Annotated in this window: 20 protein-coding genes; 9 read left to right on the top strand and 11 right to left on the bottom strand. The window is 64.0% G+C overall.

The window, feature by feature from the left end; all coding sequences use genetic code 11:
* Nucleotide 1 precedes the first annotated feature (1 nt).
* Both CO656_RS17650 and CO656_RS17655 read right to left on the bottom strand, forming a co-directional pair.
* On the bottom strand, nucleotides 2–892 hold the full coding sequence (locus tag CO656_RS17650; RefSeq protein ID WP_037419815.1) for an EamA family transporter: 891 nt from the start codon (nucleotides 890–892) through the stop codon (nucleotides 2–4).
* A 123-nt stretch (nucleotides 893–1,015) separates the two neighbouring features.
* Nucleotides 1,016–1,807 carry a DUF3108 domain-containing protein gene (locus CO656_RS17655; protein WP_162109123.1) on the bottom strand — a complete coding sequence of 264 codons (792 nt, stop codon included), beginning with the start codon at nucleotides 1,805–1,807 and terminating at the stop codon, nucleotides 1,016–1,018.
* Between the two features lie 443 nt (nucleotides 1,808–2,250).
* On the opposite strand from CO656_RS17655, the gene rpmB reads away from it, so the two are divergent.
* Together rpmB and CO656_RS17665 are read left to right on the top strand one after the other, a co-directional pair.
* Nucleotides 2,251–2,541, top strand: a complete 291-nt coding sequence (gene rpmB, locus CO656_RS17660; RefSeq protein WP_012709220.1) for a 50S ribosomal protein L28 — start codon at nucleotides 2,251–2,253, stop codon at nucleotides 2,539–2,541.
* 139 nt (nucleotides 2,542–2,680) lie between these two features.
* Nucleotides 2,681–3,319 carry a VUT family protein gene (locus tag CO656_RS17665; RefSeq protein ID WP_097526588.1) on the top strand — a complete coding sequence of 213 codons (639 nt, stop codon included), beginning with the start codon at nucleotides 2,681–2,683 and terminating at the stop codon, nucleotides 3,317–3,319.
* Between the two features lie 45 nt (nucleotides 3,320–3,364).
* Here the strand turns inward: CO656_RS17665 and CO656_RS17670 are convergent, their stop codons facing one another.
* From CO656_RS17670 to CO656_RS17685, 4 genes are all read right to left on the bottom strand, one after another.
* Nucleotides 3,365–4,369: an esterase-like activity of phytase family protein gene (locus CO656_RS17670; protein WP_097526589.1), complete on the bottom strand. Its 1,005-nt coding sequence runs from the start codon at nucleotides 4,367–4,369 to the stop codon at nucleotides 3,365–3,367.
* A gap of 102 nt (nucleotides 4,370–4,471) precedes the next feature.
* Complete coding sequence (gene cobT, locus CO656_RS17675; protein ID WP_097526590.1) at nucleotides 4,472–6,364, bottom strand: cobaltochelatase subunit CobT; 1,893 nt, start codon at nucleotides 6,362–6,364, stop codon at nucleotides 4,472–4,474.
* A gap of 98 nt (nucleotides 6,365–6,462) precedes the next feature.
* Nucleotides 6,463–7,458 carry a cobaltochelatase subunit CobS gene (cobS, locus tag CO656_RS17680; RefSeq protein WP_037419822.1) on the bottom strand — a complete coding sequence of 332 codons (996 nt, stop codon included), beginning with the start codon at nucleotides 7,456–7,458 and terminating at the stop codon, nucleotides 6,463–6,465.
* Between the two features lie 75 nt (nucleotides 7,459–7,533).
* Complete coding sequence (locus CO656_RS17685) at nucleotides 7,534–8,172, bottom strand: J domain-containing protein (protein WP_095678005.1); 639 nt, start codon at nucleotides 8,170–8,172, stop codon at nucleotides 7,534–7,536.
* Between the two features lie 124 nt (nucleotides 8,173–8,296).
* Between CO656_RS17685 and CO656_RS17690 the strand changes: the two genes are divergently transcribed.
* On the top strand, nucleotides 8,297–8,578 hold the full coding sequence (locus CO656_RS17690) for a BolA family transcriptional regulator (RefSeq protein WP_037419828.1): 282 nt from the start codon (nucleotides 8,297–8,299) through the stop codon (nucleotides 8,576–8,578).
* Nucleotides 8,579–8,581: 3 nt separating this feature from the next.
* On the opposite strand, the gene CO656_RS17695 is transcribed toward CO656_RS17690, so the two are convergent.
* The 3 genes from CO656_RS17695 to CO656_RS17705 are packed head-to-tail and all read right to left on the bottom strand — an operon-like array spanning nucleotide 8,582 to nucleotide 11,600.
* Nucleotides 8,582–9,889 (bottom strand): HlyC/CorC family transporter, encoded by a 1,308-nt coding sequence (locus tag CO656_RS17695; RefSeq protein WP_037419831.1) that lies wholly within the window; start codon nucleotides 9,887–9,889, stop codon nucleotides 8,582–8,584.
* A complete protein-coding gene (aroB, locus tag CO656_RS17700; RefSeq protein WP_083854082.1) occupies nucleotides 9,886–11,016 on the bottom strand; it encodes a 3-dehydroquinate synthase in 1,131 nt (376 codons plus the stop codon). Before aroB ends, CO656_RS17695 begins: the two co-directional genes overlap by 4 nt.
* Complete coding sequence (locus CO656_RS17705; protein ID WP_037419837.1) at nucleotides 11,013–11,600, bottom strand: shikimate kinase; 588 nt, start codon at nucleotides 11,598–11,600, stop codon at nucleotides 11,013–11,015. The genes aroB and CO656_RS17705 overlap by 4 nt, the downstream gene beginning before the upstream one ends.
* A gap of 156 nt (nucleotides 11,601–11,756) precedes the next feature.
* Between CO656_RS17705 and CO656_RS17710 the strand changes: the two genes are divergently transcribed.
* The 5 genes from CO656_RS17710 to CO656_RS17730 all read left to right on the top strand — a co-directional run bounded on the left by CO656_RS17710 (nucleotide 11,757) and on the right by CO656_RS17730 (nucleotide 15,800).
* Entirely contained in the window at nucleotides 11,757–11,906 is a 150-nt protein-coding gene (locus tag CO656_RS17710) for a hypothetical protein (protein WP_018235448.1), read from the top strand.
* Nucleotides 11,903–12,844, top strand: coding sequence for a site-specific tyrosine recombinase XerD (xerD, locus tag CO656_RS17715; protein ID WP_097526591.1), 942 nt, complete (start codon nucleotides 11,903–11,905; stop codon nucleotides 12,842–12,844). Before CO656_RS17710 ends, xerD begins: the two co-directional genes overlap by 4 nt.
* A 63-nt stretch (nucleotides 12,845–12,907) precedes the next feature.
* Nucleotides 12,908–13,861: an acetyl-CoA carboxylase carboxyltransferase subunit alpha gene (locus CO656_RS17720; protein ID WP_097526592.1), complete on the top strand. Its 954-nt coding sequence runs from the start codon at nucleotides 12,908–12,910 to the stop codon at nucleotides 13,859–13,861.
* 278 nt (nucleotides 13,862–14,139) lie between these two features.
* Nucleotides 14,140–15,564 carry a murein L,D-transpeptidase family protein gene (locus CO656_RS17725; protein WP_097526593.1) on the top strand — a complete coding sequence of 475 codons (1,425 nt, stop codon included), beginning with the start codon at nucleotides 14,140–14,142 and terminating at the stop codon, nucleotides 15,562–15,564.
* Nucleotides 15,564–15,800, top strand: coding sequence for a sulfurtransferase TusA family protein (locus CO656_RS17730; protein WP_097526594.1), 237 nt, complete (start codon nucleotides 15,564–15,566; stop codon nucleotides 15,798–15,800). Before CO656_RS17725 ends, CO656_RS17730 begins: the two co-directional genes overlap by 1 nt.
* A gap of 63 nt (nucleotides 15,801–15,863) precedes the next feature.
* On the opposite strand, the gene CO656_RS17735 is transcribed toward CO656_RS17730, so the two are convergent.
* Nucleotides 15,864–16,994, bottom strand: a complete 1,131-nt coding sequence (locus CO656_RS17735) for a GTP-binding protein (protein ID WP_097526595.1) — start codon at nucleotides 16,992–16,994, stop codon at nucleotides 15,864–15,866.
* A gap of 66 nt (nucleotides 16,995–17,060) precedes the next feature.
* On the bottom strand, nucleotides 17,061–18,146 hold the full coding sequence (locus CO656_RS17740) for a D-alanyl-D-alanine carboxypeptidase family protein (RefSeq protein WP_179864788.1): 1,086 nt from the start codon (nucleotides 18,144–18,146) through the stop codon (nucleotides 17,061–17,063).
* Between the two features lie 170 nt (nucleotides 18,147–18,316).
* Between CO656_RS17740 and CO656_RS17745 the strand changes: the two genes are divergently transcribed.
* A complete protein-coding gene (locus CO656_RS17745) occupies nucleotides 18,317–19,480 on the top strand; it encodes a M20 aminoacylase family protein (RefSeq protein ID WP_097526597.1) in 1,164 nt (387 codons plus the stop codon).
* Nucleotide 19,481: the final 1 nt, after the last annotated feature.

Below are 19,481 nucleotides of genomic sequence, written 5' to 3' on the forward strand. Positions count from 1 at the left end.
GTTACTCGGCCGCTTGCGCCGCCGTCCCGCCGCTCCTGAAGATCATATCCTTCGCCGCGAGTACGGCGCCGCCTGTGACGAGCATGCAGGCCAAGGCGATTCGCCAGGACGGCTCGGCAAAGTCGAACAGGATGAGGATCAATGTCGAGAGCACCGGCGCCGCATAGCTCGCAACACCGAGGAACTGGATGTCGCCGTTCTTGACGCCGAAGTCCCAGGCATAGAAGGCAGCGCCGACCGGCAGAAGGCCGAGGCCGGCAACCGCCAGCCATTCCAAGGGCGCCTGCGGCCAGACCGTGGTCTCGAGGCCGAGATGGCAGAGAAGGGAAAGAATCGAGGTCGCTAGGCAAAAGCCGGTCACCACGTCGGTCGAAACTGCGCCGAAACGCCGGGTGATCAGCGAATAGCCGGACCAGGCGAAGGCGCAGAGGAATGCGGCTCCGTAACCGAGTGCATAGGCATCGTCGAAGGCGACGCCGTCGCGTGCCACGATCATGATGGTGCCGGAGAGCCCCGCAAGCGCGCCGGCGATATGGTACCAGCGAAGCCTCTCACCCGGCAGCAGGGCCGAACCGACGACGATCAGAAGCGGCCAGAGATAGGCGATCAGGCCGGCTTCCACCGCCGGGGCATTTCGAAGCGCCGTGAAATAGAGAAAATGGTAGCCGAAAAGTCCGGCAATGCCGGTGATCCAGACCTTGGCCGGCTGCTTCAGAAGCGAGAGGCGTTGAGGTTTCGACGCCAATACGATGATGCCCGGCAGGCTGCCGATCATGAAGCAGATCGCCGAAAGCTGGAACGGCGGCACCTCACCGGAGGCCGCGGTGAAGAGTGCCAGCAGCGACCACATCAGGATTGCCGAAAAACCGACCAGCGTTGCCTTGAACTTCATCCCACTTCCCCTCACGCAGCCCCCGAAGGCGACACCCGGTACGTCCGCGTACCGCCGCCCTTCGACTTGTCATGGATTTATCGTGCCTGCGCGATTTTCGAAAGAGGCGACCGGCTGGCCCGACTAGCCGCCAAACCGCGTCGCCGACACGGTCACCGGCCCGATCTTCGTCGGAATGCGGACATAGACGGGGGCATAGACGTCGACCGCCTCCGACTTCGCGAACCAGATTTCCATGGTTTCCAGGCGGCGCAGATATTCGACGTCCTCACGCCCCTTTCGGTACCCGGCCTTCGGCACGAACTTGACGCCGCAGACGATCACCTCGCCGTCAAAGCCCTTGGTCTTGAAGTTCCGCGTGCCCTTGGCCGACAGCCTGATGTCGAGCCGCGATTCGCCGTCGAAGATCGGCAGCGTATTGGGGCAGACGCGGCTTGTCGCCGGAATGATCAGCCCGGAGAGCGGATCGAGGACGTTGCGCATGTCGCGGCTCGTCACCGGTACCCAGTTCTTCGGCAATGGTGTGCGCTTCGGGACCATGCTTGCGCGCACCACATTGCCGTTGCGGAAGCTGACGCTGATCGCCCGGGATTTCTTGCCGCTGCGATAGGACATCGAGTATTGCGTCGCCCGGAGGCGGTCGCGGCCGATCAGCCCGGAAACGCGCGTCTGGCCGGCGGTCGGGCTGATGATGTTCACCAGGCCGGCCGAGTTCAACGTTCCCGAGATCGTATAGCGATTCTGCTCGATCTCGGTGTGGAACGAGGCCCGCGCCAGCGGCAGGCCGGCAAGCGCGATGCTGTAGTCCGTCTGATGCTCGATCTCCGCAGCAAAACAGGCTGTGGAAAACATCGCGGCGGCCAGGAGTGCCGGCACGCGAAAGCCACTGCGCAACATCATTCCCGAAAGCCCCATTGCCAATCTCCTGCAGGATCCGTGAAGCGCGACCGGTTCAAGGACGAAACCATGCAGCAGCTCAAAATGTTACAGTGTCATTCTGCTTCTCGACGACACCCGGCGCGGCCCTGCCGCAATTCCCTGAGATGCAAGCGGTTTGCGGCATTTCTGCGCCCGATTCGTCATAGTCTCTACAGGCGAGACCAAGGGCTTGATTCCGCCTGCGCCAGGAGGAGATAGCGCGGCGCGGCACGGCCGGAAAGATGACGGCTCGCAACCGCGCTGAATTTTTGATAATCCTTGGCAAGGCACGGATTTTGAGGAAAGCGCAGGTTTGGCTTGACTGGCGGGCCATCACTGACTATAGAACCGCGACTTTCCAATAATGGCCAGTAGGAACGCGGCCTGGGCTCTGGGCCCGCTACCGCATTGTCCGGCGGCGAAAAGAAAATAGGTGTACCATGTCCCGTAGTTGCGAATTGACCGGTAAGGGCGTCCAGTCGGGTCACAATGTGAGCCACGCCAACAACAAGACGAAGCGCAAGTTCCTGCCGAACCTGTGCAATGTCACGCTGATTTCCGACGCGCTCGGCCAGCGTTTCCGCCTGCGCGTCTCCGCTGCGGCTCTGCGTTCGGTCGAACACCGCGGCGGTCTCGACGCCTTCCTGCTGAAGGCCGACGAGAACGAGCTGAGCATGCGCGCCCGCCTGCTGCGCCGGCAGATCGTCAAGAAGGCTGCCGAAGCCGCCTGATCGGCGCCGGAACCTTTCCGAACACGGCTTGAAAGGCTTGCGGATCCGTCCGGCAAGCCTTTTTCTCGTGTTCGATTCACCGGCCGGATGCCTGCCTTCGGTCTTGTGCGTCACTGGTGGCATCACCCAGGATAAAAAAATGCTGATCAACCGTACGTTCTTCGTCTATGTCGCGCTGATGACCCTGGTGGTGGTCGCGTCGAACTTCCTCGTGCAGTATCCCCTGCCCGGCTCAATCGCCGGCATGCAGCTCGGCGATCTTCTGACCTGGGGCGCTTTCAGCTATCCCTTCGCCTTCCTGGTCACCGACCTCACGAATCGCCAGTTCGGTCCGCGCATCGCGCGCCGCGTCGTCGTCGCCGGCTTCGTGGTCGCCGTCGCGCTTTCCTTCTTCGCCGCGACGCCGCGGATCGCGATCGCCTCGGGTTCGGCCTTCCTGCTTGGCCAGCTTCTCGATATTTCGGTATTCAACCGGCTGCGGCGTCAGACTTGGTGGCGCGCTCCGCTCGCCGGTTCGCTGATCGGCTCGGGCCTCGACACGGCGATGTTCTTCTCCTTCGCCTTCGCACCGGTCTTCGTCTTCCTCGGCGCGAACGACAGCTTCGCGCTGGAAGCAGCACCGCTCCTCGGCCTCGTCGCCTATGAAGCGCCGCGCTGGATTTCGTGGGCGCTCGGCGATCTGGCGGTGAAGATCCTGTGCGGCATCGTCCTCTTGCTGCCCTATGGTGCGCTGATGAGCGTCGTCAAGCCGATGCCGGCAGCCAAGGCCACCGCGTGAAATTGAAGAGATGAATAGGCGGGGCCGGGTTGGCCCTGTCGCGCTTCAGTTGGTGTAACCGTCCCTCAGCCGGAACTCGAGCATTAGATTGCGCTCGAGGATCGAATGGTTGTCGTCGGAAACCAGGATCAGCCGAGTCTCGCCGTCAGGCCGGACGACGACATCGAGCCCCTCCATGTTGTCAATCTGGTAGCCCATGTCGGCCTCGAGCAGCACCTCGCCGTCGACCACGGCGCCCGGGCGGATATCGGCGGCGGCAAGCCGCCGGATGCGCATGCCGAGTCCTGAGGCGAGATTGAAGCGGCGCTCCAGGATGAGCAGATCGCCATTCGGCAGGAACGCGCCGTCGGTCACCGCATAGGGGTCGTTGCGCACCACCGCGAAGGCGCCCCGCAGCGGACCGTCGAGAATGCCGGCCAGCAGATTGTCGGACGCATCGACGCTACGTTCCGCGACGACCACAGCGGCGCCGGCGAGCGGCCCATCCTTCGGCGCAATTGCGATCGTCTCCAGGCCGCCATTGCTACGCAGCTCCTCGACCCGAAAGGGCAGGCTCATCTGGCCGATCGGCCGCGATCCGGCAAAACCTGGGTCCGGATAGAGATCGACCCGTGCCGCCTGCTCGAAGCTGACGATGACGGCGCCGTCGCGCAGCACCAGCCCCTCGGAATCCACCATCCATTTCTTGAGCTGAGCCCCGCCATTGGCATCGGTCATTGCGGTGATGGCGAGGTCGGTCGTGCCCAGCAGCCTGCCCGCCGCGTCCCGAATGACGGCGCCCTCGACCCAATGTCCAGTATCGAGAACGGCGACGAAGGATTCGCCACCCGGCCGGAAGCGGATCGCCGAAACCGCTCCGAACAGCGCATTGGGCGAGGTCATCTCGATGCCGCCGATGAATTCGAGCCTGCCGAAGGTCGTCGCGTCGGAGCCGACCTTGAACTGCGAGATCTGCCGGCTGCGGATCGGAGCGATCTCACACAAGGCCTCCGCCTTCGCAGCCACGGTCGACGCCAACAGGAAGAGAACGGCAAGGAATCGGCGGAGCATGTCTAGGCACAACCTTCCAGGGAGGCGACGCAGGTGCTGACCGACGGGCAGCCTCCTAGCAGATGATGGAGATGCAGGCGAATTTGCGGCGTGGCAAACCGCTCAGCCGACCCGGCGCAGGCCCCCGACGCGGCCATGCCTCTCCTCCTCGAAGAGGGCGGCGAGCTGCTCGGTCATGGCGCCGGCCAGTTCGTCCGCATCGACGATCGTCACGGCGCGGCGATAATAGCGCGTCACGTCATGACCGATGCCGATCGCCAGAAGCTCGACCGGCGAGCGCGTCTCGATCTGCTCGATGACGGCGCGCAGATGCCGCTCGAGATAATTGCCGGCGTTCACCGACAGGGTGGAATCGTCGACCGGCGCGCCGTCGGAGATCATCATCAGGATGCGGCGCTGCTCCGGCCGGCCGAGCAGGCGATCATGGGCCCACATCAGCGCCTCGCCGTCGATATTCTCCTTGAGCAGCCCCTCGCGCATCATCAGGCCGAGATTGCGGCGCGCGCGGCGCCAGGGGGCATCGGCCGACTTGTAGACGATGTGGCGCAGGTCGTTGAGGCGGCCCGGCGACTGCGGCTTGCCGCCGGCCAGCCATTTCTCGCGGGATTGTCCGCCCTTCCACGCCTTGGTGGTGAAGCCGAGGATCTCGACCTTGACGCCGCAGCGCTCCAGCGTGCGGGCCAAGATGTCCGCGCAGGTGGCCGCGACGGTGATCGGCCGGCCGCGCATCGAGCCGGAATTGTCGATGAGCAGCGTCACGACCGTGTCGCGGAAATTCGTATCCTTCTCCCGCTTGAAGGACAGCGGCTGCATCGGATCGATGATGATCCGCTGCAGCCGCGCAGTGTCGAGGAACCCCTCCTCGAGGTCGAACTCCCAGGAACGGTTCTGCTGCGCCATCAGCCGCCGCTGCAGGCGGTTGGCGAGGCGGCCGACGGCCCCCTGCAGGTGTGCCAGCTGCTTGTCGAGGAAGGCACGCAGGCGGTCGAGTTCCGCCTCCTCGCAGAGCTCCTCGGCTGTGATGGTCTCGTCGAATTCGCGCGTATAGACCGCGTAGTCGACCTTTTCGTTCAGATCGGCGAAGGGGTGGTTCGGCCGCTTGACCTCGCCGGGCGTCTCGCTGTCTTCGTCGCCCTCGTCCTGAAGGTCGTCGTCGGAGATCTCGGCGCCGTCCATCTCGCCTTCTTCCATCTGTTCCTCGGCAGACTGGTTTTCATCGGCGGGGGCGGCATCGGAGCCCTCCTCCTCTTCGCTGGCGTTCTCGTCCTGCTCCTGGCTGCGCGGCTGGTCCTCGTCGGTCTCGCTTTCCTGCTCGTCCGGCTCGATATCGTCCTCGCCGTATTTCTCGGCCACATCCATCGAGGCAAGCATGTCGCGCACCACCCGGGCGAAGGCGTGCTGGTCGTTGATCGCCGCCGGCAGGTGCCCGATGTCGGCGGAGGCCTTCTGCTCGATGAAATCGCGCCAGAGGTCCAGCACCTTGCCGGCCGCCGCCGGCGGCTTCTTGCCCGTCAGCTTTTCCCTGACCAGCAGCGCCACCGCCTCTTCGAGCGGTGCATCCGCTTGCGCTTCGATGGAGCCGAAATTGGCCTTGGCATATTTCTCCTCGAGCATGGAGGAGAGATTGTCGGCAACGCCTGGCATGCGGATCGCCCCGATCGCTTCGACCCGCGCCTGCTCGACGGCATCGAAAATCGCCCGCGCATCGGCGCCCTGCGGCGACATGGTCGCATGGATGCGGTGGTTGTGGCAGGCCTTGCGCAGCGCCATGGAATCGCCCAGACCGCGCGCCACGGCGAGTTCGTGCCGGGTCGGACGCTTCGAAAGCTCCGGCAGCCGGATGCGCTCGCCGGTCATCCCGGGGCGCTCGTTCGCGAAGGCGACTTCGAGCTCCGCATCCCCGGCGATCGACCGGACGCAGCCGGAAAGCGCCCGCTTGAACGGTTCGGCGGCGTTTTCCCTCGTTTGCGGCTTCGCCTTTGAATTCGAGCTCACGACAGTTCCTTCTTCAGCCGGCTCCGGCTGATACCCAGCGCATCACCGATGTACCTAAGCGCCGGCGGCTCCGGGCGGGTGCCGGCGCTTGGGCGAACTCAGGCAGTCGCTTCCAGCACGATATTGGCGGCGCTTTCCTTGAGCTCGACACCGAAGGCACGCTGGTAGTGCTCGGCGACCAGGGCCCGCTCCAGCTCGTCGCATTTGTTGAGGAAGGTCACACGGAACGCGAAGGCGATATCGCCGAAGATATGGGCGTTCTCGGCCCAGGTGATCACCGTGCGCGGGCTCATCACCGTCGAGAGGTCGCCATTGATGAAAGCGGCGCGCGTGAGATCGGCGACGCGCACCATCTTCGACACGGTCTCGCGGCCCTTGTCGGCCGTGAAGCCTTTCACCTTGGCAGCGACGATGTCGACCTCCTTGTCGTGCTGCAGGTAGTTGAGCGCGGTCACGATCGACCAGCGGTCCATCTGCGCCTGATTGATCTGCTGCGTGCCGTGATAGAGCCCGGTCGTGTCCCCGAGGCCGATCGTGTTGGCGGTGGCAAACAGGCGGAAGGCCGGGTGCGGGCGGATGACGCGGCTCTGGTCGAGCAACGTGAGGCGGCCGGAGGATTCCAGCACCCGCTGAATGACGAACATGACGTCCGGACGACCGGCATCATACTCGTCGAACACGAGCGCGACATTGTGCTGATAGGCCCAGGGCAGGATGCCGTCCTTGAATTCAGTGATCTGCAGCCCGTCCTTGACGACGATTGCATCCTTGCCGACGAGATCGATACGGCTGACATGGCTGTCCAGATTGATGCGCACGCAGGGCCAGTTGAGCCGCGACGCCACCTGCTCGATATGGGTCGACTTGCCGGTCCCGTGATAGCCGGAAACCATCACGCGTCGGTTGTGGGCAAAGCCTGCAAGAATGGCGAGCGTCGTTTCCCGGTCAAAAAGATAATCGGGATCGAGATCGGGCACATAGGCGTCGCCCTTCGAATAGGCTGGAACGCGCAGATCCGTATCGATGCCGAAAGCCTCCCGGACCGAGATCGTCGTATCGGGGAGGTTGGAAATGTCGAGGTCAATCTTGCTCATCATGTCTCCAGAGCGGCCGCCGGACGGCAGCCGCGCATTCGCCTGCAAAAGTGTTTTCTGTCTTAATCCGCGTTGTTAGCAGAAACCAGCCTGTTTTAACAATTGATAGGCCTGAATCACGGCCCGAAAACGGTCTTCCGAGCCCCTGTCTCCGCCATTCGCATCGGGGTGGTGTTTCTTCACGAGGTCCTTGTACGCGGCCTTGATATCGGCGGAGGTTGCCGAGGCGGCGAGCCCGAGCGTTTCGAAGGCCTTGGCCTCGAGCGTCTTCAGCTTGCGCAACCGCGGCTCGTGCCGCGCCTGCCGGGCGCGCGCCTCGTTGAAGAAGCCGAACGGATCCCGCATGCGCGCCTGGGCGCCGGCGCTGCCGGAACGCATCTGCGATTGTGTCGGGCCGTTGCGGGCACTCTTGTTGACGCCGACCGTCCAGGTGGGACGATGCCCTGTGACCGCTTCCTTCTGGTAGCGGGCGATCTCGGTGTCCGAGAGCCCGGAGAAATAATTGTATCCCTTGTTGTATTCCTTCACGTGCTCGAAGCAGAACAGGAAATACTCGCCTTCCGCATTTCGGCCGACCGGAGCCCGATGCACGCCCGTCTTGTCGCAGCCGTCCCACTGGCACGTCGGCGTAGACGGCTCCACGCGCGCCTGTGCCCCCTTGGGGCGCGTGCGGATTCGATCGAAGTATTTTGAATCGAGCTTCATGGCAGCCATTATGGGGTTTGCGACGGGTCACAACAAGAATTGACAAAGCGGAATGTTGCTGGCTTTGTGCGCGCATTTTGCATCGCCGGCGCCATATCGCGGCGCCAGAGCAACAGGAAAATGGGACGGAAGCATGTCGCTGCAGAACCGCATCGAAGAGAAGCTTCAGGAGGCCTTCCATCCCGAACGGCTGATGGTGATCAACGAAAGCCATCTGCACGCCGGCCACCAGCCCGGCTTCGACGGCGGCGGCGAAACCCACCTGCGCATCCGGATCGTCGCGAGCGCCTTTGCCGGCATGAGCCGCGTGGCGCGCCACCGCGCCATCAACGACCTATTGAAGCCCGAGCTCGATGCCGGCCTGCATGCGCTGGCGGTGGAGCCGGCCGCGCCCGGAGAAGCGACGCGCTGGTAGAGGTCAGAGCCCTGCCGCCTCCTCCTCGGCCGGGCGGATGCGCAGTTTGGTGATCCGGTTCTTCACCCGCTTCATGACGATGAAACGCTTGCCGTAGAAGGTGAAGGCCTGCCGCTCCTCCGGAATGCTCTTCGCTTCGTGGATGACGAGACCGGCGACAGTGGTCGCCTCCTCGTCCGGCAGGGACCAGTCAAGAGCGCGGTTGAGATCGCGGATCGGCACCGAACCGTCGACGACGATCGAACCGTCGGCCTCCTGTCGAACGCCCTGGATGTCGAGGTCGTGCTCGTCGGCAATGTCGCCGACGATCTCCTCGAGAATGTCCTCCAGCGTGACGAGGCCCTGAACCTGGCCGTATTCGTCGACCACGATCGCCAGATGCAGCTTTCGCCTGAGGAAGGCGTTGAGCTGGTCCGTGAGATTGGTCGTGTCCGGCACGAACCATGGCTTCTGCGCGATCCTGACGATATCGACGGTATGCGGTTCGACACCCGGCTCGGCGAGCGCCCTCTGCAGATCCTTCGAATGGACAACGCCGATGATGTTGTCGGTCGAGCCGCGCCACAGCGGCAGGCGCGTGAAGGGGCTTCCGAGGATTTCCCGGACGCAGACCTCCGGCGGCTCCTCCGCGTTGACCGCCTGCATGGCGGTGCGGTGGATCATGATGTCGGAAACCTCGAGCTCGCCGAGGTCGAGGACGCCGCCCAACCGGTCGCGGTCCGCCTTGACCACCGCCCCTTCCCGATGAAGCAGGTCGACGGCACCGCGCAGTTCCTCCTGGGCCGAAAGCATCGGCCGGTCGGAGGAAACCTTCACGCCGGATAGGTTCAGGAGGCGGCGCACGATCCCGTTTATGAGCGCCGATATCGGACCGGCAATCGCCACGAAGCGCTTCACCATGGGCGCCACGGCAAGGGCGAACCGATCGGGAGAGGCGATCGCCCAGCTCTTCGGCAGCACCTCGCAGAAGAGGACGAGCAGCACCGTCATGCCGAGCGTCGCGACGAGCACGGCGAAGTTGCCGACGAGGCGGATCAGCAGGCTGGTCGTCAGCGACGTGGCGAGAATGGTGACGAGGTTGTTGCCGAGGAGCAGCGTTCCGACCAGCCGGTCACGCCGCTCGATCAGCCGGTTGACGAGACCGGCGCGCCGGTCGCCATTGCCCTCGAGCGAATGCATGCGCGCCCGGGAGGTTGCGGTCAGGGCCGCCTCCGAACCGGAGAAGAAGGCCGAAAGGAGCAGCAGGCAAACGACCGAGAGGAGCGACAGCCAGTGCTCCGCCAGGAACAGCCATGCCGCCTCGACGCTCATCGCGGATGCTTTTCCTTGAGAAAGCCCAGCACCTCGGACGCCGGAACGTCGTCGGCGACGAAGGACTGGCCGATGCCTCTCGTCAGGATGAAAGTGAGCTTGCCGCCCTTGACCTTCTTGTCCTGGGCTATCGCCTCCATCAGCCGCTCGGCCGGCGGAAGGTCGCCGGGAATGTCGGACAAGCGCGTCGGCAATCCGACCGCCTTGAGGTGGGCTTCGACGCGCCGCGCATCGTCCGGACTTGCAAGATTCATCCGGGTGGAGAACTCGTGCGCCAGCACCATGCCGATCGCAACGCCTTCCCCGTGCACGAGCCTGCGGCTGTCATACTCGGTCGCGGCCTCCAGGGCGTGACCGAATGTGTGTCCGAGATTGAGCAGCGCGCGCAGGCCGTTCTCGCGCTCGTCCGCGGCGACGACGTCGGCCTTGGCCTGGCAACTGACCGCGATCGCCTCGATGCGAGCCGATCCGCCGGCAAAGACCGCCTGCCAATTGCGCTCCAGCCAATCGAAGAATTCCGGCTTGTCGATCAGGCCGTATTTCGCAACCTCGGCATAGCCGGCGCGAAACTCGCGCGCACTCAGCGTATCGAGCACGTCCGTGTCGGCGAGCACCAGATCCGGCTGGTGGAACACGCCGATCAGGTTCTTGCCGTGCGGCGAGTTGATGCCGGTCTTGCCGCCGACGGAGGAATCGACCTGTGCCAGAAGCGAGGTCGGCATCTGGATGAAGCGCGAGCCGCGCCGGACGATGCCGGCGGCAAAGCCGGTCAGGTCGCCGATCACGCCGCCGCCGAGCGCGATCACCGCATCGTTGCGCTCGATCTTCGCCGCGAGAATGGCGTCGCACACCGGGATCAGATGCTCGAAGCTCTTGGTCTTCTCGCCCGCCGGCAGGACGAGCGAGACCGCCTCGATGCCGCTCTCCTTCAGGCTCGTCATCAGCGGCTCCAGATAACGGGGCGCCACGTTTTCGTCCGTGATCACCGCCATCCGGCGGCCCTTGAGGCGCGAGGCGATTTCCTTGCCCGCCGCGGCGATCAGGCCGGGGCCGATGAGAATGTCGTAGGACCGGTCTCCGAGGTTCACCCGGACCTTTCGCTCGGCAGGCGTCACATGGTTCATCATGGCATCTCGACTTTCTTGCAGTCGGCGATGGCGGCGAGGACCTCCTCGACCATCGTCTCCTTTTTCACGTCGCGCGACAGGACCACGAGGTCCGCCTCGGCGTAGATCGGGTAGCGAGCCCGCATCAGGTTCTCCAGCGTCTGCTTGGGGTTTTCCGTCTTGAGGAGCGGCCGGGTGTCGCGCTTGTTCACCCGTTCCCACAGCACGTCGAGATCCGCATTCAGCCAGACAGTCAAACCGCCCTTCTTGATCTGCCGGCGCGAGCGTTCGTTGATATAGGCGCCGCCGCCGGTCGAGACGACCCGCGGCCCCGATCTCAGCAACCGCTTCAGCACCCTCGCCTCGAGCGCACGGAACTCCTCCTCGCCATAGGCGGCGAAAAGCTCGCTCACCGTCATGCGCGAAACCCGCTCGATCTCGTGGTCGGAATCGACGAAGGGAACCCCGAGCGCCTGTGCGGTCAGCCGACCGATCGCCGATTTTCCCGCCCCCATCAGGCCGATAAAAATGAGATTGCGTTTACCGAGAGCGAGCTTCGCCCGCTCGGCGAGCGTCGCGGAATCCGGTTCGGTCACATCGTTCATTAGGCGTCACAGTCCCCATTCCCCTTCCGTATCGACAAATCGGCGGGGGGCGTCAAGTCGTCGCGCCGGCCGGGCCACGCTTCTTGAACTTGCCGGACGAGCCGTTCATATAGATCACGGTTCCGCAATGGCGTTACCCGCGTACTGGAGACTGAAATGCCAACCCTGTTCCGGTTCCTGTTCTTCTGCGCCGTGGTGGCCGGCATGATCTATGGAACCATGGTGGCGCTCGTCACCTTCGTCGAACCGGTAGAGCGGGACGTGACGGTGCGCATTCCGTCCGAACGGGTCAACAAGCCGCAATGACCGATCTTTCGGAGGCCCACCTCGAAGCTTTCCTGGAAATGATGAGCGCCGAACGAGGCGCGGCGGTCAACACGCTGCAATCCTACGAACGCGATCTCAGGGATGCCAGCTCCTTCCTGCGCACCTGCGGGACGCGGCTCAATGCCGCCACGGCCGACGATCTGAGACGCTATCTCTCGCATCTTGCCGGCGAGGGCTTCAAGCCTTCCTCGCAGTCACGCCGGCTGTCGGCCCTTCGGCAATTCTACAAGTTCCTCTATGCGGAAGGGCTGCGCGGCGACGACCCTACCGGCATTCTCGACGCGCCCAAGAAGGCGCGCCCCTTGCCGAAGACGCTCAGCGTCGATGACGTCACCCGGCTGATCGGCCAGGCCGAGGCGGAGGCCGGCTCCGGCGCCGAAGACGCCTTCGCGAAGCGTCGCATGCACGCCCTCCTGGAGCTTCTTTATGCGACCGGCATGCGCGTCAGCGAGCTCGTGTCGCTGCCGGCAAGCGTGCTTGCGCAGAACGGACGCTTCCTGGTGATCCGCGGCAAGGGAAACAAGGAACGGCTCGTGCCGCTGTCGCAGGCCGCGATCCGCGCCATGCGGACCTACGGGGCCGAGTTGCGCGAAAGAGCGGCGGAAACGGAGAGCCCCTGGCTCTTCCCCTCCTTCGGCAAATCCGGTCACCTGCCGCGCCAGGTCTTTGCCCGCGACCTCAAGAGTCTCGCGGCTCGTGCCGGCATCAAGGTCGCGGCGATCTCGCCGCATGTGCTGCGCCATGCATTCGCCAGTCACCTCCTCGCCAATGGCGCCGACCTGCGCGCCGTGCAGGAACTGCTCGGCCATTCGGACATTTCGACGACACAAATCTATACGCATGTGCTTGAAGAACGGCTGCACGAGCTGGTGCAAAACCACCACCCCCTTGCCAAACAGGCGAAAAAACAGGATTAGGACCGCCGGGCAGGTTGGCTTTGCCGGACGGTCCTTGTCGCAAAACGATCGGAAACGCATCTCATGCACAACTATCTCGACTTCGAAAAACCCATCTCTGATCTCGAGGGCAAAATCCTCGAATTGAAGAAGCTTGCCGGCGAAGACGAGAGCGTGAACACTTCCGATGAGATCGCGCGGCTCGAGGGACGTGTCCGCGATGCGATGGCGGAGATCTATTCCAAGCTGTCGCCCTGGCAGAAGACTCAGGTTGCGCGCCACCCGTCCCGGCCGCATTTCCTCGACTATGCCGCGGAACTCTTCACCGAGTTCACGCCGCTTGCCGGCGACCGAAACTATGCGAACGACGATGCGATCCAGGCGGGCCTCGCGCGGTTCCGCGGCGCGCCGGTCGCGGTGATCGGACAGGAGAAGGGCAACGACACGAAGTCGCGCATCAAGCACAATTTCGGCAGCCCGCGCCCCGAGGGCTACCGCAAGGCGGTCCGCGTCATGGAAATGGCCGACCGGTTCGGCCTGCCGCTGATTACCCTGGTCGACACCGCCGGCGCCTATCCCGGGGTCGGCGCCGAGGAGCGCGGCCAGGCCGAGGCGATCGCCCGTTCGACCGAAATGTGCCTCAACGTCAAGGTGCCGATCATCACTGTAGTGATCGGCGAAGGCGGCTCCGGCGGCGCGATCGCGATCGCGACGGGCAACCGCGTCTATATGCTCGAGCACGCGATCTACAGCGTCATCTCGCCGGAGGGTGCGGCCTCGATCCTCTGGCGCGACTCGACGCGGGCGAAAGAAGCGGCCAGCAACATGAAGATCACCGCCGAGGACCTGAAGGCGCTCGGCGTCATCGACGGCATCATTCCCGAACCTATCGGCGGCGCCCATCGCGACGCGCAGGCCGTGATCGGCCGCACCGGCACGGTCATCGCCGATGCACTGAAGGAGCTATCCGGCCGCAATGGCGACGAACTGCGCGCCGACCGCCGGCAGAAATACCTGAACATCGGCCGCAATCTCTGAGCGGGCGAGGCAGAGCGTGATCCTGGCCGCCTCCCGCTTTAGCCTCGTTCAGCGCCCGGGATTAACCATTGCGATCAACTTGGCGCGCTCGACAACCGGAAATCGGGACTGTGGCCAAATCTTGGCCATATTCATGGGGTCATGAGAAACGGCCGTTCGCAGGGGGCGCCTGCACGGTTAAGATTTCGTGAAGGATAATGACTTACTGATTCGTTGACACCTCTCCCTCGCGGAAGGGGCGTGCACGGATGGAATCTGGATAAAACGGGCTTTTGCCGATGCGTTTCAGGAATCTTTTTGTCACCGCCGTCATTGCAGCCGCGCTCGCCGGCTGCACCAACGAAACGCTCGATTCGGTCAATCTCTCCTCCGTCAAGAACAAGACCGAATACCAGCTGTCCGGCAAGATCGTCGGCAAGATGAAGGAACTGGGGATGCAGAAGACATCCCCGATCCTGTTGCGCATTTTCAAGGAAGAGGGAACGCTCGAGGTCTGGAAGGCGAATGCGTCAAGCCGCCTCCAGCTCTTGAAGAGCTATAAGATCTGCGCCTGGTCGGGCAAGCTCGGCCCCAAGGTGAAGGAAGGTGACCGTCAGGCGCCGGAGGGCTTCTATCCGCTCTATCCGCACCAGATGAACCCCAATTCGAACTATTACCTGGCGATCAATACCGGCTTCCCCAACACCTATGACAGGGCGAATGGCCGCAGCGGCACGCATCTGATGATCCACGGCGCCTGCTCGTCGTCGGGCTGCTATTCGATGACCGACGAGCAGATCATCGAGATCTTCGCGCTCGCCCGCGACGCCTTCAAGGGCGGTCAGGAGAGCGTCCAGCTTCAGGCCTTCCCCTTCCGCATGACGGCCGAGAACATGGCCCGCCACCGCGACAATCCGAACATCGAATTCTGGAAGATGCTGAAGGTCGGCTACGACCAGTTCGAAGTGACCAAACGTCCGCCGCAGGTCAATGTCTGCGAGAGGAAATACGTCTTCAATCAGCAGTCCGACGGCAGCTTCAACCCTGCCGGCCAGTGCCCCGCCATGTCGACGCCGCCGGCCTTGCAAGTGGCCATGGCCAATTTCGACAAGGACTACCAGCGCGATTATCAGAAGGCGCTGAAGAAATACGACGGCATGGTTTGGTATGAGCCGAGCGAAGCGGAGCGCAAGGCGATCGTCGCCGAGCAGCGCAAGGGCCGCGAGCTTGCCTATGCGCCGACCGGCACGTCGCTCGACGCCGGCAAGCTGATGAAGGTGAGCGATCTCGAAAAGCGGCTCGCCGAGCAGAAGGAGGCCGAAGAGGCCAAACAGGCGGCGTTGATCCAGAAGGAAGCTCTGGAGAAGGCGACGCGCGACGGCAAGGCCGTACCCGTGCCGCAGCAGAGCCCGATCGAGCGCCCGGTTCAGCAGGCGGCGCTGCAGACGGCGCCTACCCAGAAATCCTTCTGGAACCTGTTCTCGAAAAGCGAGCCCGCGGCGCCGGCACCGGTCAACCAGGCGCCCGCCGAGCAGAGCGCAGTCCAGCCGGGGGCTCAACAGGCGGCTGCGACCCAGCAGCACCCTGCCAGCACTCAGCAACAGGCAGCCACGCCGGCCGGGGCCAATCCGCAAGTGGCCACGGCCCCTGCAGCCGGCAGCGAAACGGCGCCGGCGGAACAGCCGCCGAAGAAGCGTCCGTTCTGGAAGATCTGGGGCAATTGATGCCGGACGAGCCAAGGGTGGTCTATGATTTGAGGGGGCTGAAATGCCCCCTTCCCGTTTTGAAGACGCGCAAGCGAATGGAAACGATGGCGCCCGGCGGGCTCATCGAGGTCGAGACGACCGATCCGCTGGCCGTGATCGACATTCCGCATTTCTGCAACGAGGATGGGCACCGGCTCGAGCAGGCGGCATCGACCGCCGGCGGCCATCGCTTTCTCATTCGCAAGAAGACGTGACGGCGGAGATTCCGGCGTTCTCTATTATGACGCCTGTGGGCAGTAAGGGGCAAAGCGGCTTGATCAGAACTTCACACCGGGCACGGCGAGCGGGTTGTCGGTGAGCGCCTGCGCATCCGGACGGTCGACGCGCGGCTTGCCGGTGAAGGCATCGAAGAGATCGCGCACGAAAGCCTCTTCGAGCCCCTTGGTGATCAGCACCATCCGGGTGCGCCGGTCGGCTGGGTCCGGCCAGGCGGCAAGCCGTTCAGGCGCGTGAAAGACGGACTGGACGCCGTGCAGGACCACCGGGCGCTCCGGCCGGTCCGCGGCGCAAACGATCGCCTTCATACGCAACAGCTTCTCGCCATGGGCCGAGCGCAACAGGTCGACGAACATTTCGAGCGCCACCGGCTCGATCGGCCGGTCGTGAACGATGCTGAAGGAGCGGATGTCGGAGCCGTGGCGATTGACGTCGTGGTGGTGGTGATCGTGCCCATGATCATGGCCGTGGTGATGGTCATGATCGTCACCTCCATCGAGCTCGTCCTGCAGCCAGCGGCCGACATCGGCAACTTTGGTGGATGGATCGTAGAGCCCGCAGGCGAACAGGTCGGCCCGCCCCGCCTCTTGCCCGTCGCCGTCGAAGATTGGCGCGCGCGGATTGAGGTCCTTCAGAAGGTCAGCCAGCGCGTCGAGCTGTTCCTTACCGGAAAGCCCCGTCTTGCTGATCACCAGCCGGTCGGCCACGGCGACCTGCTTCAGCGCCTCGATGTGCTTTGCGATCGTCTGGGCCCCATTCACCGCATCGACGACAGTCACTACGCCGTCGAGGCGGAAGTTCTGGGCGATCACCGGATTGCCGAGCACCGACTGCAGCACCGGCGCCGGGTCGGCCAGGCCGGTCGTCTCGATGACGACGCGCTTCAGCGGCTTGATCCGCCCGGTCTGCATTCGGTCCATCAGGTCGGCGAGCGTGTCGACCAGTTCACCGCGGACCGTACAGCACAGGCAGCCGTCGGAAAGCTCGATCACCCCGTCGCTCGACGCCTCGACAAGCAGGTGATCGATCGAGACATCGCCGAATTCGTTGATGATCACGGCGGTGTCGGCAAGCGCCGGATCCTTCAGCAAGCGGTTCAGAAGGGTCGTCTTGCCCGCACCGAGGAAGCCGGTGAGGATCGACACCGGCACGACCGGCAGTGGACCGTTCATGGAAAGGACTCCGTCATAGACCTTGGCGGCGTCCGGACGGAAACCGCAATCGCATTCCCATCGCGCTCAGAAGCTGGGGCGCGGCACCGGAACCGGGACGTTGGCGAGCTCGGCGACATCACCCTGCCCGGCGACATCGCTGCCTGCCTTGGCGGTCTTGTCGCCGCTGCCCGGAATAAGCCCGGCGAAGGCAAGCTTCAGCGGACGGTTGATCTCGTGGATATAGGGCGACAGCAGCTTCTGCCGGCCGCCCTCGTCGCGGCCTTCGCTACGGACCTTCGCCGCCTGCTTGGAGCAGATCTCCTTGCTGACGTCCGAAACCACTTCACGGCCTTCGCCGTAAGGCGCGATGGCGGTCAGCGACGGTTTTCCGGCCGCAGGGGTCGTCAGCGCCATCTGAAGAAGCCGGGCCGACTCGTCGGCGCGGGCGCCGAGGCTATCCTCGCCGAGCACGACCGATATGACGCTGCGACCAGAGCGGCTCGCCGACGATACCTGGTTGAAGCCCGACGCGCAGATGAAGCCGGTCTTCATGCCGTCGGCCCCTTCGAAGCGGCCGATCAGCATATTGTAGTTTGCATAGTCCTTCTTGCCGGTGGTGAAGCCTTCCAGCGAGAAATAGGAGGCATATTGCGGAAACTCGCGCTTCAGCATGATGGCCAGAACGGCAAGGTCACGCGCGGTCGTGTATTGGCCCTGCCCCGGCAAACCGTTGGCATTGATGAAATGCGACGAGGTCATGCCGATCCGCCGCGCTTCCGCGTTCATGCGGTCGATGAAAGCCTGCTCCGTTCCGCCGACCGTTTCCGCAATCGCCACGGCGACGTCATTGGCGGATTTGACGAGCATCATCTTTAACGCGCTGTCGAGCGTCATCGCCTGCCCGGGCTTGTAGAACATCTTGCTCGGCGGCTCGGCCGCCGCGTTCTTCGTCATCACCACCGGGCTTTCCAGCGTCAGCTGTCCCGCCTGGATTGCCCGAAACGTCGTATAGGCCGTCATCAGCTTGGTCAGCGACGCCGGATACCATTTCTGGAAGATGTCCTGATGCTCGTAGACCTTGAGAGTTGCGACGTCGACAACGAGCCGCGGATTGGCCGACGCCGGAAGCGCCGCCGCCAATGCCGCACAAACACCGGCAAAAACGCCCATCGCGCCTGCCCTGTTGCGCATCAGAAGTCGAACTGTCACCACTATCTTAACCTCGAATTTCCGCAGTTGCCTCGTATCGTCCGGCTATTTAGCCTATATGGCAAGGAGATGGCAAAGCCCATTCACCTCGCCGTCAGGCCACCCACCGAACAGACCCACAGGGAAGCATCATGCCGATATTGAACCGCGCTGCCGAACTCCAGAACGAAGTGACCGAATGGCGGCGCCATCTGCACATGAACCCGGAGCTCCTGTTCGCGGTGGAAAATACGGCAGCCTTCGTCGAAAGGAAACTGAAGGAATTCGGCGTTGACGAGATCGTGACCGGCCTCGGCCGGACGGGCGTCGTAGGGCTTATCCGCGGCAGTCTCGGCCCCGGCCGCACCATCGGCCTCAGGGCCGACATGGACGCCCTGCCGATCACCGAGACGAGCGGCAGGGCCTGGTCGTCGACGACCCCCGGCAAGATGCATGCCTGCGGCCACGACGGCCACACCGCCATGCTGCTTGGTGCAGCGAAATATCTCGCCGAGACGCGCAACTTCGCCGGCAGCGTCGCCGTCATCTTCCAGCCGGCCGAGGAAGGCGGCGGCGGCGGCAACGAGATGGTCAAGGACGGCATGATGGAACGCTTTGCCATCGAGGAGGTCTATGGCATGCACAATATGCCGGGCATGCCGGTCGGTCATTTCGGCAGTCGCGTCGGGCCGATCATGGCTTCGACCGACGAGTTCACCATCACCATCAAGGGGCGCGGCGGCCATGCGGCGCAGCCGCACAAGACCATCGATCCGATCGCCATCGGCGCGCAGATCGTCAATGCGCTGCAGACGATCGCCTCGCGCACCGTCGACCCGCTTGCCTCCATCGTCGTTTCCGTCACCAAGTTCAATGCCGGCTTCGCCCACAACGTCATTCCGGAACAGGCGGTCCTGGCCGGCACGGTGCGCGCGCTGACGCCCGAGGTGCGCGACACCGGCGAGACGCGCATCCGCCGGATCGCCGAAAGCATTGCCGGCGCCTATGGCGCGACGGTCGACGTCTGGTACGGCCGCAACTATCCTGTCACCGTCAACCATGCCGAAGAGACCGGCCACGCGCTTGCCGCCGCCGCAACGGTCGCCGGCCAAGGCAACGTCAATGCCGCGCTCGATCCGATGATGGGCGGCGAGGACTTCTCCTACATGCTACTTGCCCGGCCCGGCGCCTTCGTCTTCATCGGCAACGGCGATTCCGCCGGTCTCCACCATCCCGCCTACGACTTCAACGACGAAGTGATCCCGCACGGGATTACCTATTGGGTGAAGCTCGCCGAAGCGCGGCTCGCCGCCTGAT

This window comes from Sinorhizobium sp. FG01 (assembly GCF_002531875.1).
GTDB lineage: Bacteria > Pseudomonadota > Alphaproteobacteria > Rhizobiales > Rhizobiaceae > Sinorhizobium > Sinorhizobium fredii_C.

Excerpts from the sequence above, each read along its gene's own strand:
- CO656_RS17650 (WP_037419815.1), bottom strand. The coding sequence starts at position 892 with ATGAAGTTCAAGGCAACGCTGGTCGGTTTTTCGGCAATCCTGATGTGG.
- CO656_RS17655 (WP_162109123.1), bottom strand. The coding sequence starts at position 1,807 with ATGGGGCTTTCGGGAATGATGTTGCGCAGTGGCTTTCGCGTGCCGGCA.
- rpmB (WP_012709220.1), top strand. The coding sequence starts at position 2,251 with ATGTCCCGTAGTTGCGAATTGACCGGTAAGGGCGTCCAGTCGGGTCAC.
- CO656_RS17665 (WP_097526588.1), top strand. The coding sequence starts at position 2,681 with ATGCTGATCAACCGTACGTTCTTCGTCTATGTCGCGCTGATGACCCTG.
- CO656_RS17670 (WP_097526589.1), bottom strand. The coding sequence starts at position 4,369 with ATGCTCCGCCGATTCCTTGCCGTTCTCTTCCTGTTGGCGTCGACCGTG.
- cobS (WP_037419822.1), bottom strand. The coding sequence starts at position 7,458 with ATGAGCAAGATTGACCTCGACATTTCCAACCTCCCCGATACGACGATC.
- CO656_RS17685 (WP_095678005.1), bottom strand. The coding sequence starts at position 8,172 with ATGGCTGCCATGAAGCTCGATTCAAAATACTTCGATCGAATCCGCACG.
- CO656_RS17690 (WP_037419828.1), top strand. The coding sequence starts at position 8,297 with ATGTCGCTGCAGAACCGCATCGAAGAGAAGCTTCAGGAGGCCTTCCAT.
- CO656_RS17695 (WP_037419831.1), bottom strand. The coding sequence starts at position 9,889 with ATGAGCGTCGAGGCGGCATGGCTGTTCCTGGCGGAGCACTGGCTGTCG.
- aroB (WP_083854082.1), bottom strand. The coding sequence starts at position 11,016 with ATGATGAACCATGTGACGCCTGCCGAGCGAAAGGTCCGGGTGAACCTC.
- CO656_RS17705 (WP_037419837.1), bottom strand. The coding sequence starts at position 11,600 with ATGAACGATGTGACCGAACCGGATTCCGCGACGCTCGCCGAGCGGGCG.
- CO656_RS17710 (WP_018235448.1), top strand. The coding sequence starts at position 11,757 with ATGCCAACCCTGTTCCGGTTCCTGTTCTTCTGCGCCGTGGTGGCCGGC.
- xerD (WP_097526591.1), top strand. The coding sequence starts at position 11,903 with ATGACCGATCTTTCGGAGGCCCACCTCGAAGCTTTCCTGGAAATGATG.
- CO656_RS17720 (WP_097526592.1), top strand. The coding sequence starts at position 12,908 with ATGCACAACTATCTCGACTTCGAAAAACCCATCTCTGATCTCGAGGGC.
- CO656_RS17725 (WP_097526593.1), top strand. The coding sequence starts at position 14,140 with ATGCGTTTCAGGAATCTTTTTGTCACCGCCGTCATTGCAGCCGCGCTC.
- CO656_RS17730 (WP_097526594.1), top strand. The coding sequence starts at position 15,564 with ATGCCGGACGAGCCAAGGGTGGTCTATGATTTGAGGGGGCTGAAATGC.
- CO656_RS17735 (WP_097526595.1), bottom strand. The coding sequence starts at position 16,994 with ATGAACGGTCCACTGCCGGTCGTGCCGGTGTCGATCCTCACCGGCTTC.
- CO656_RS17740 (WP_179864788.1), bottom strand. The coding sequence starts at position 18,146 with ATGGGCGTTTTTGCCGGTGTTTGTGCGGCATTGGCGGCGGCGCTTCCG.
- CO656_RS17745 (WP_097526597.1), top strand. The coding sequence starts at position 18,317 with ATGCCGATATTGAACCGCGCTGCCGAACTCCAGAACGAAGTGACCGAA.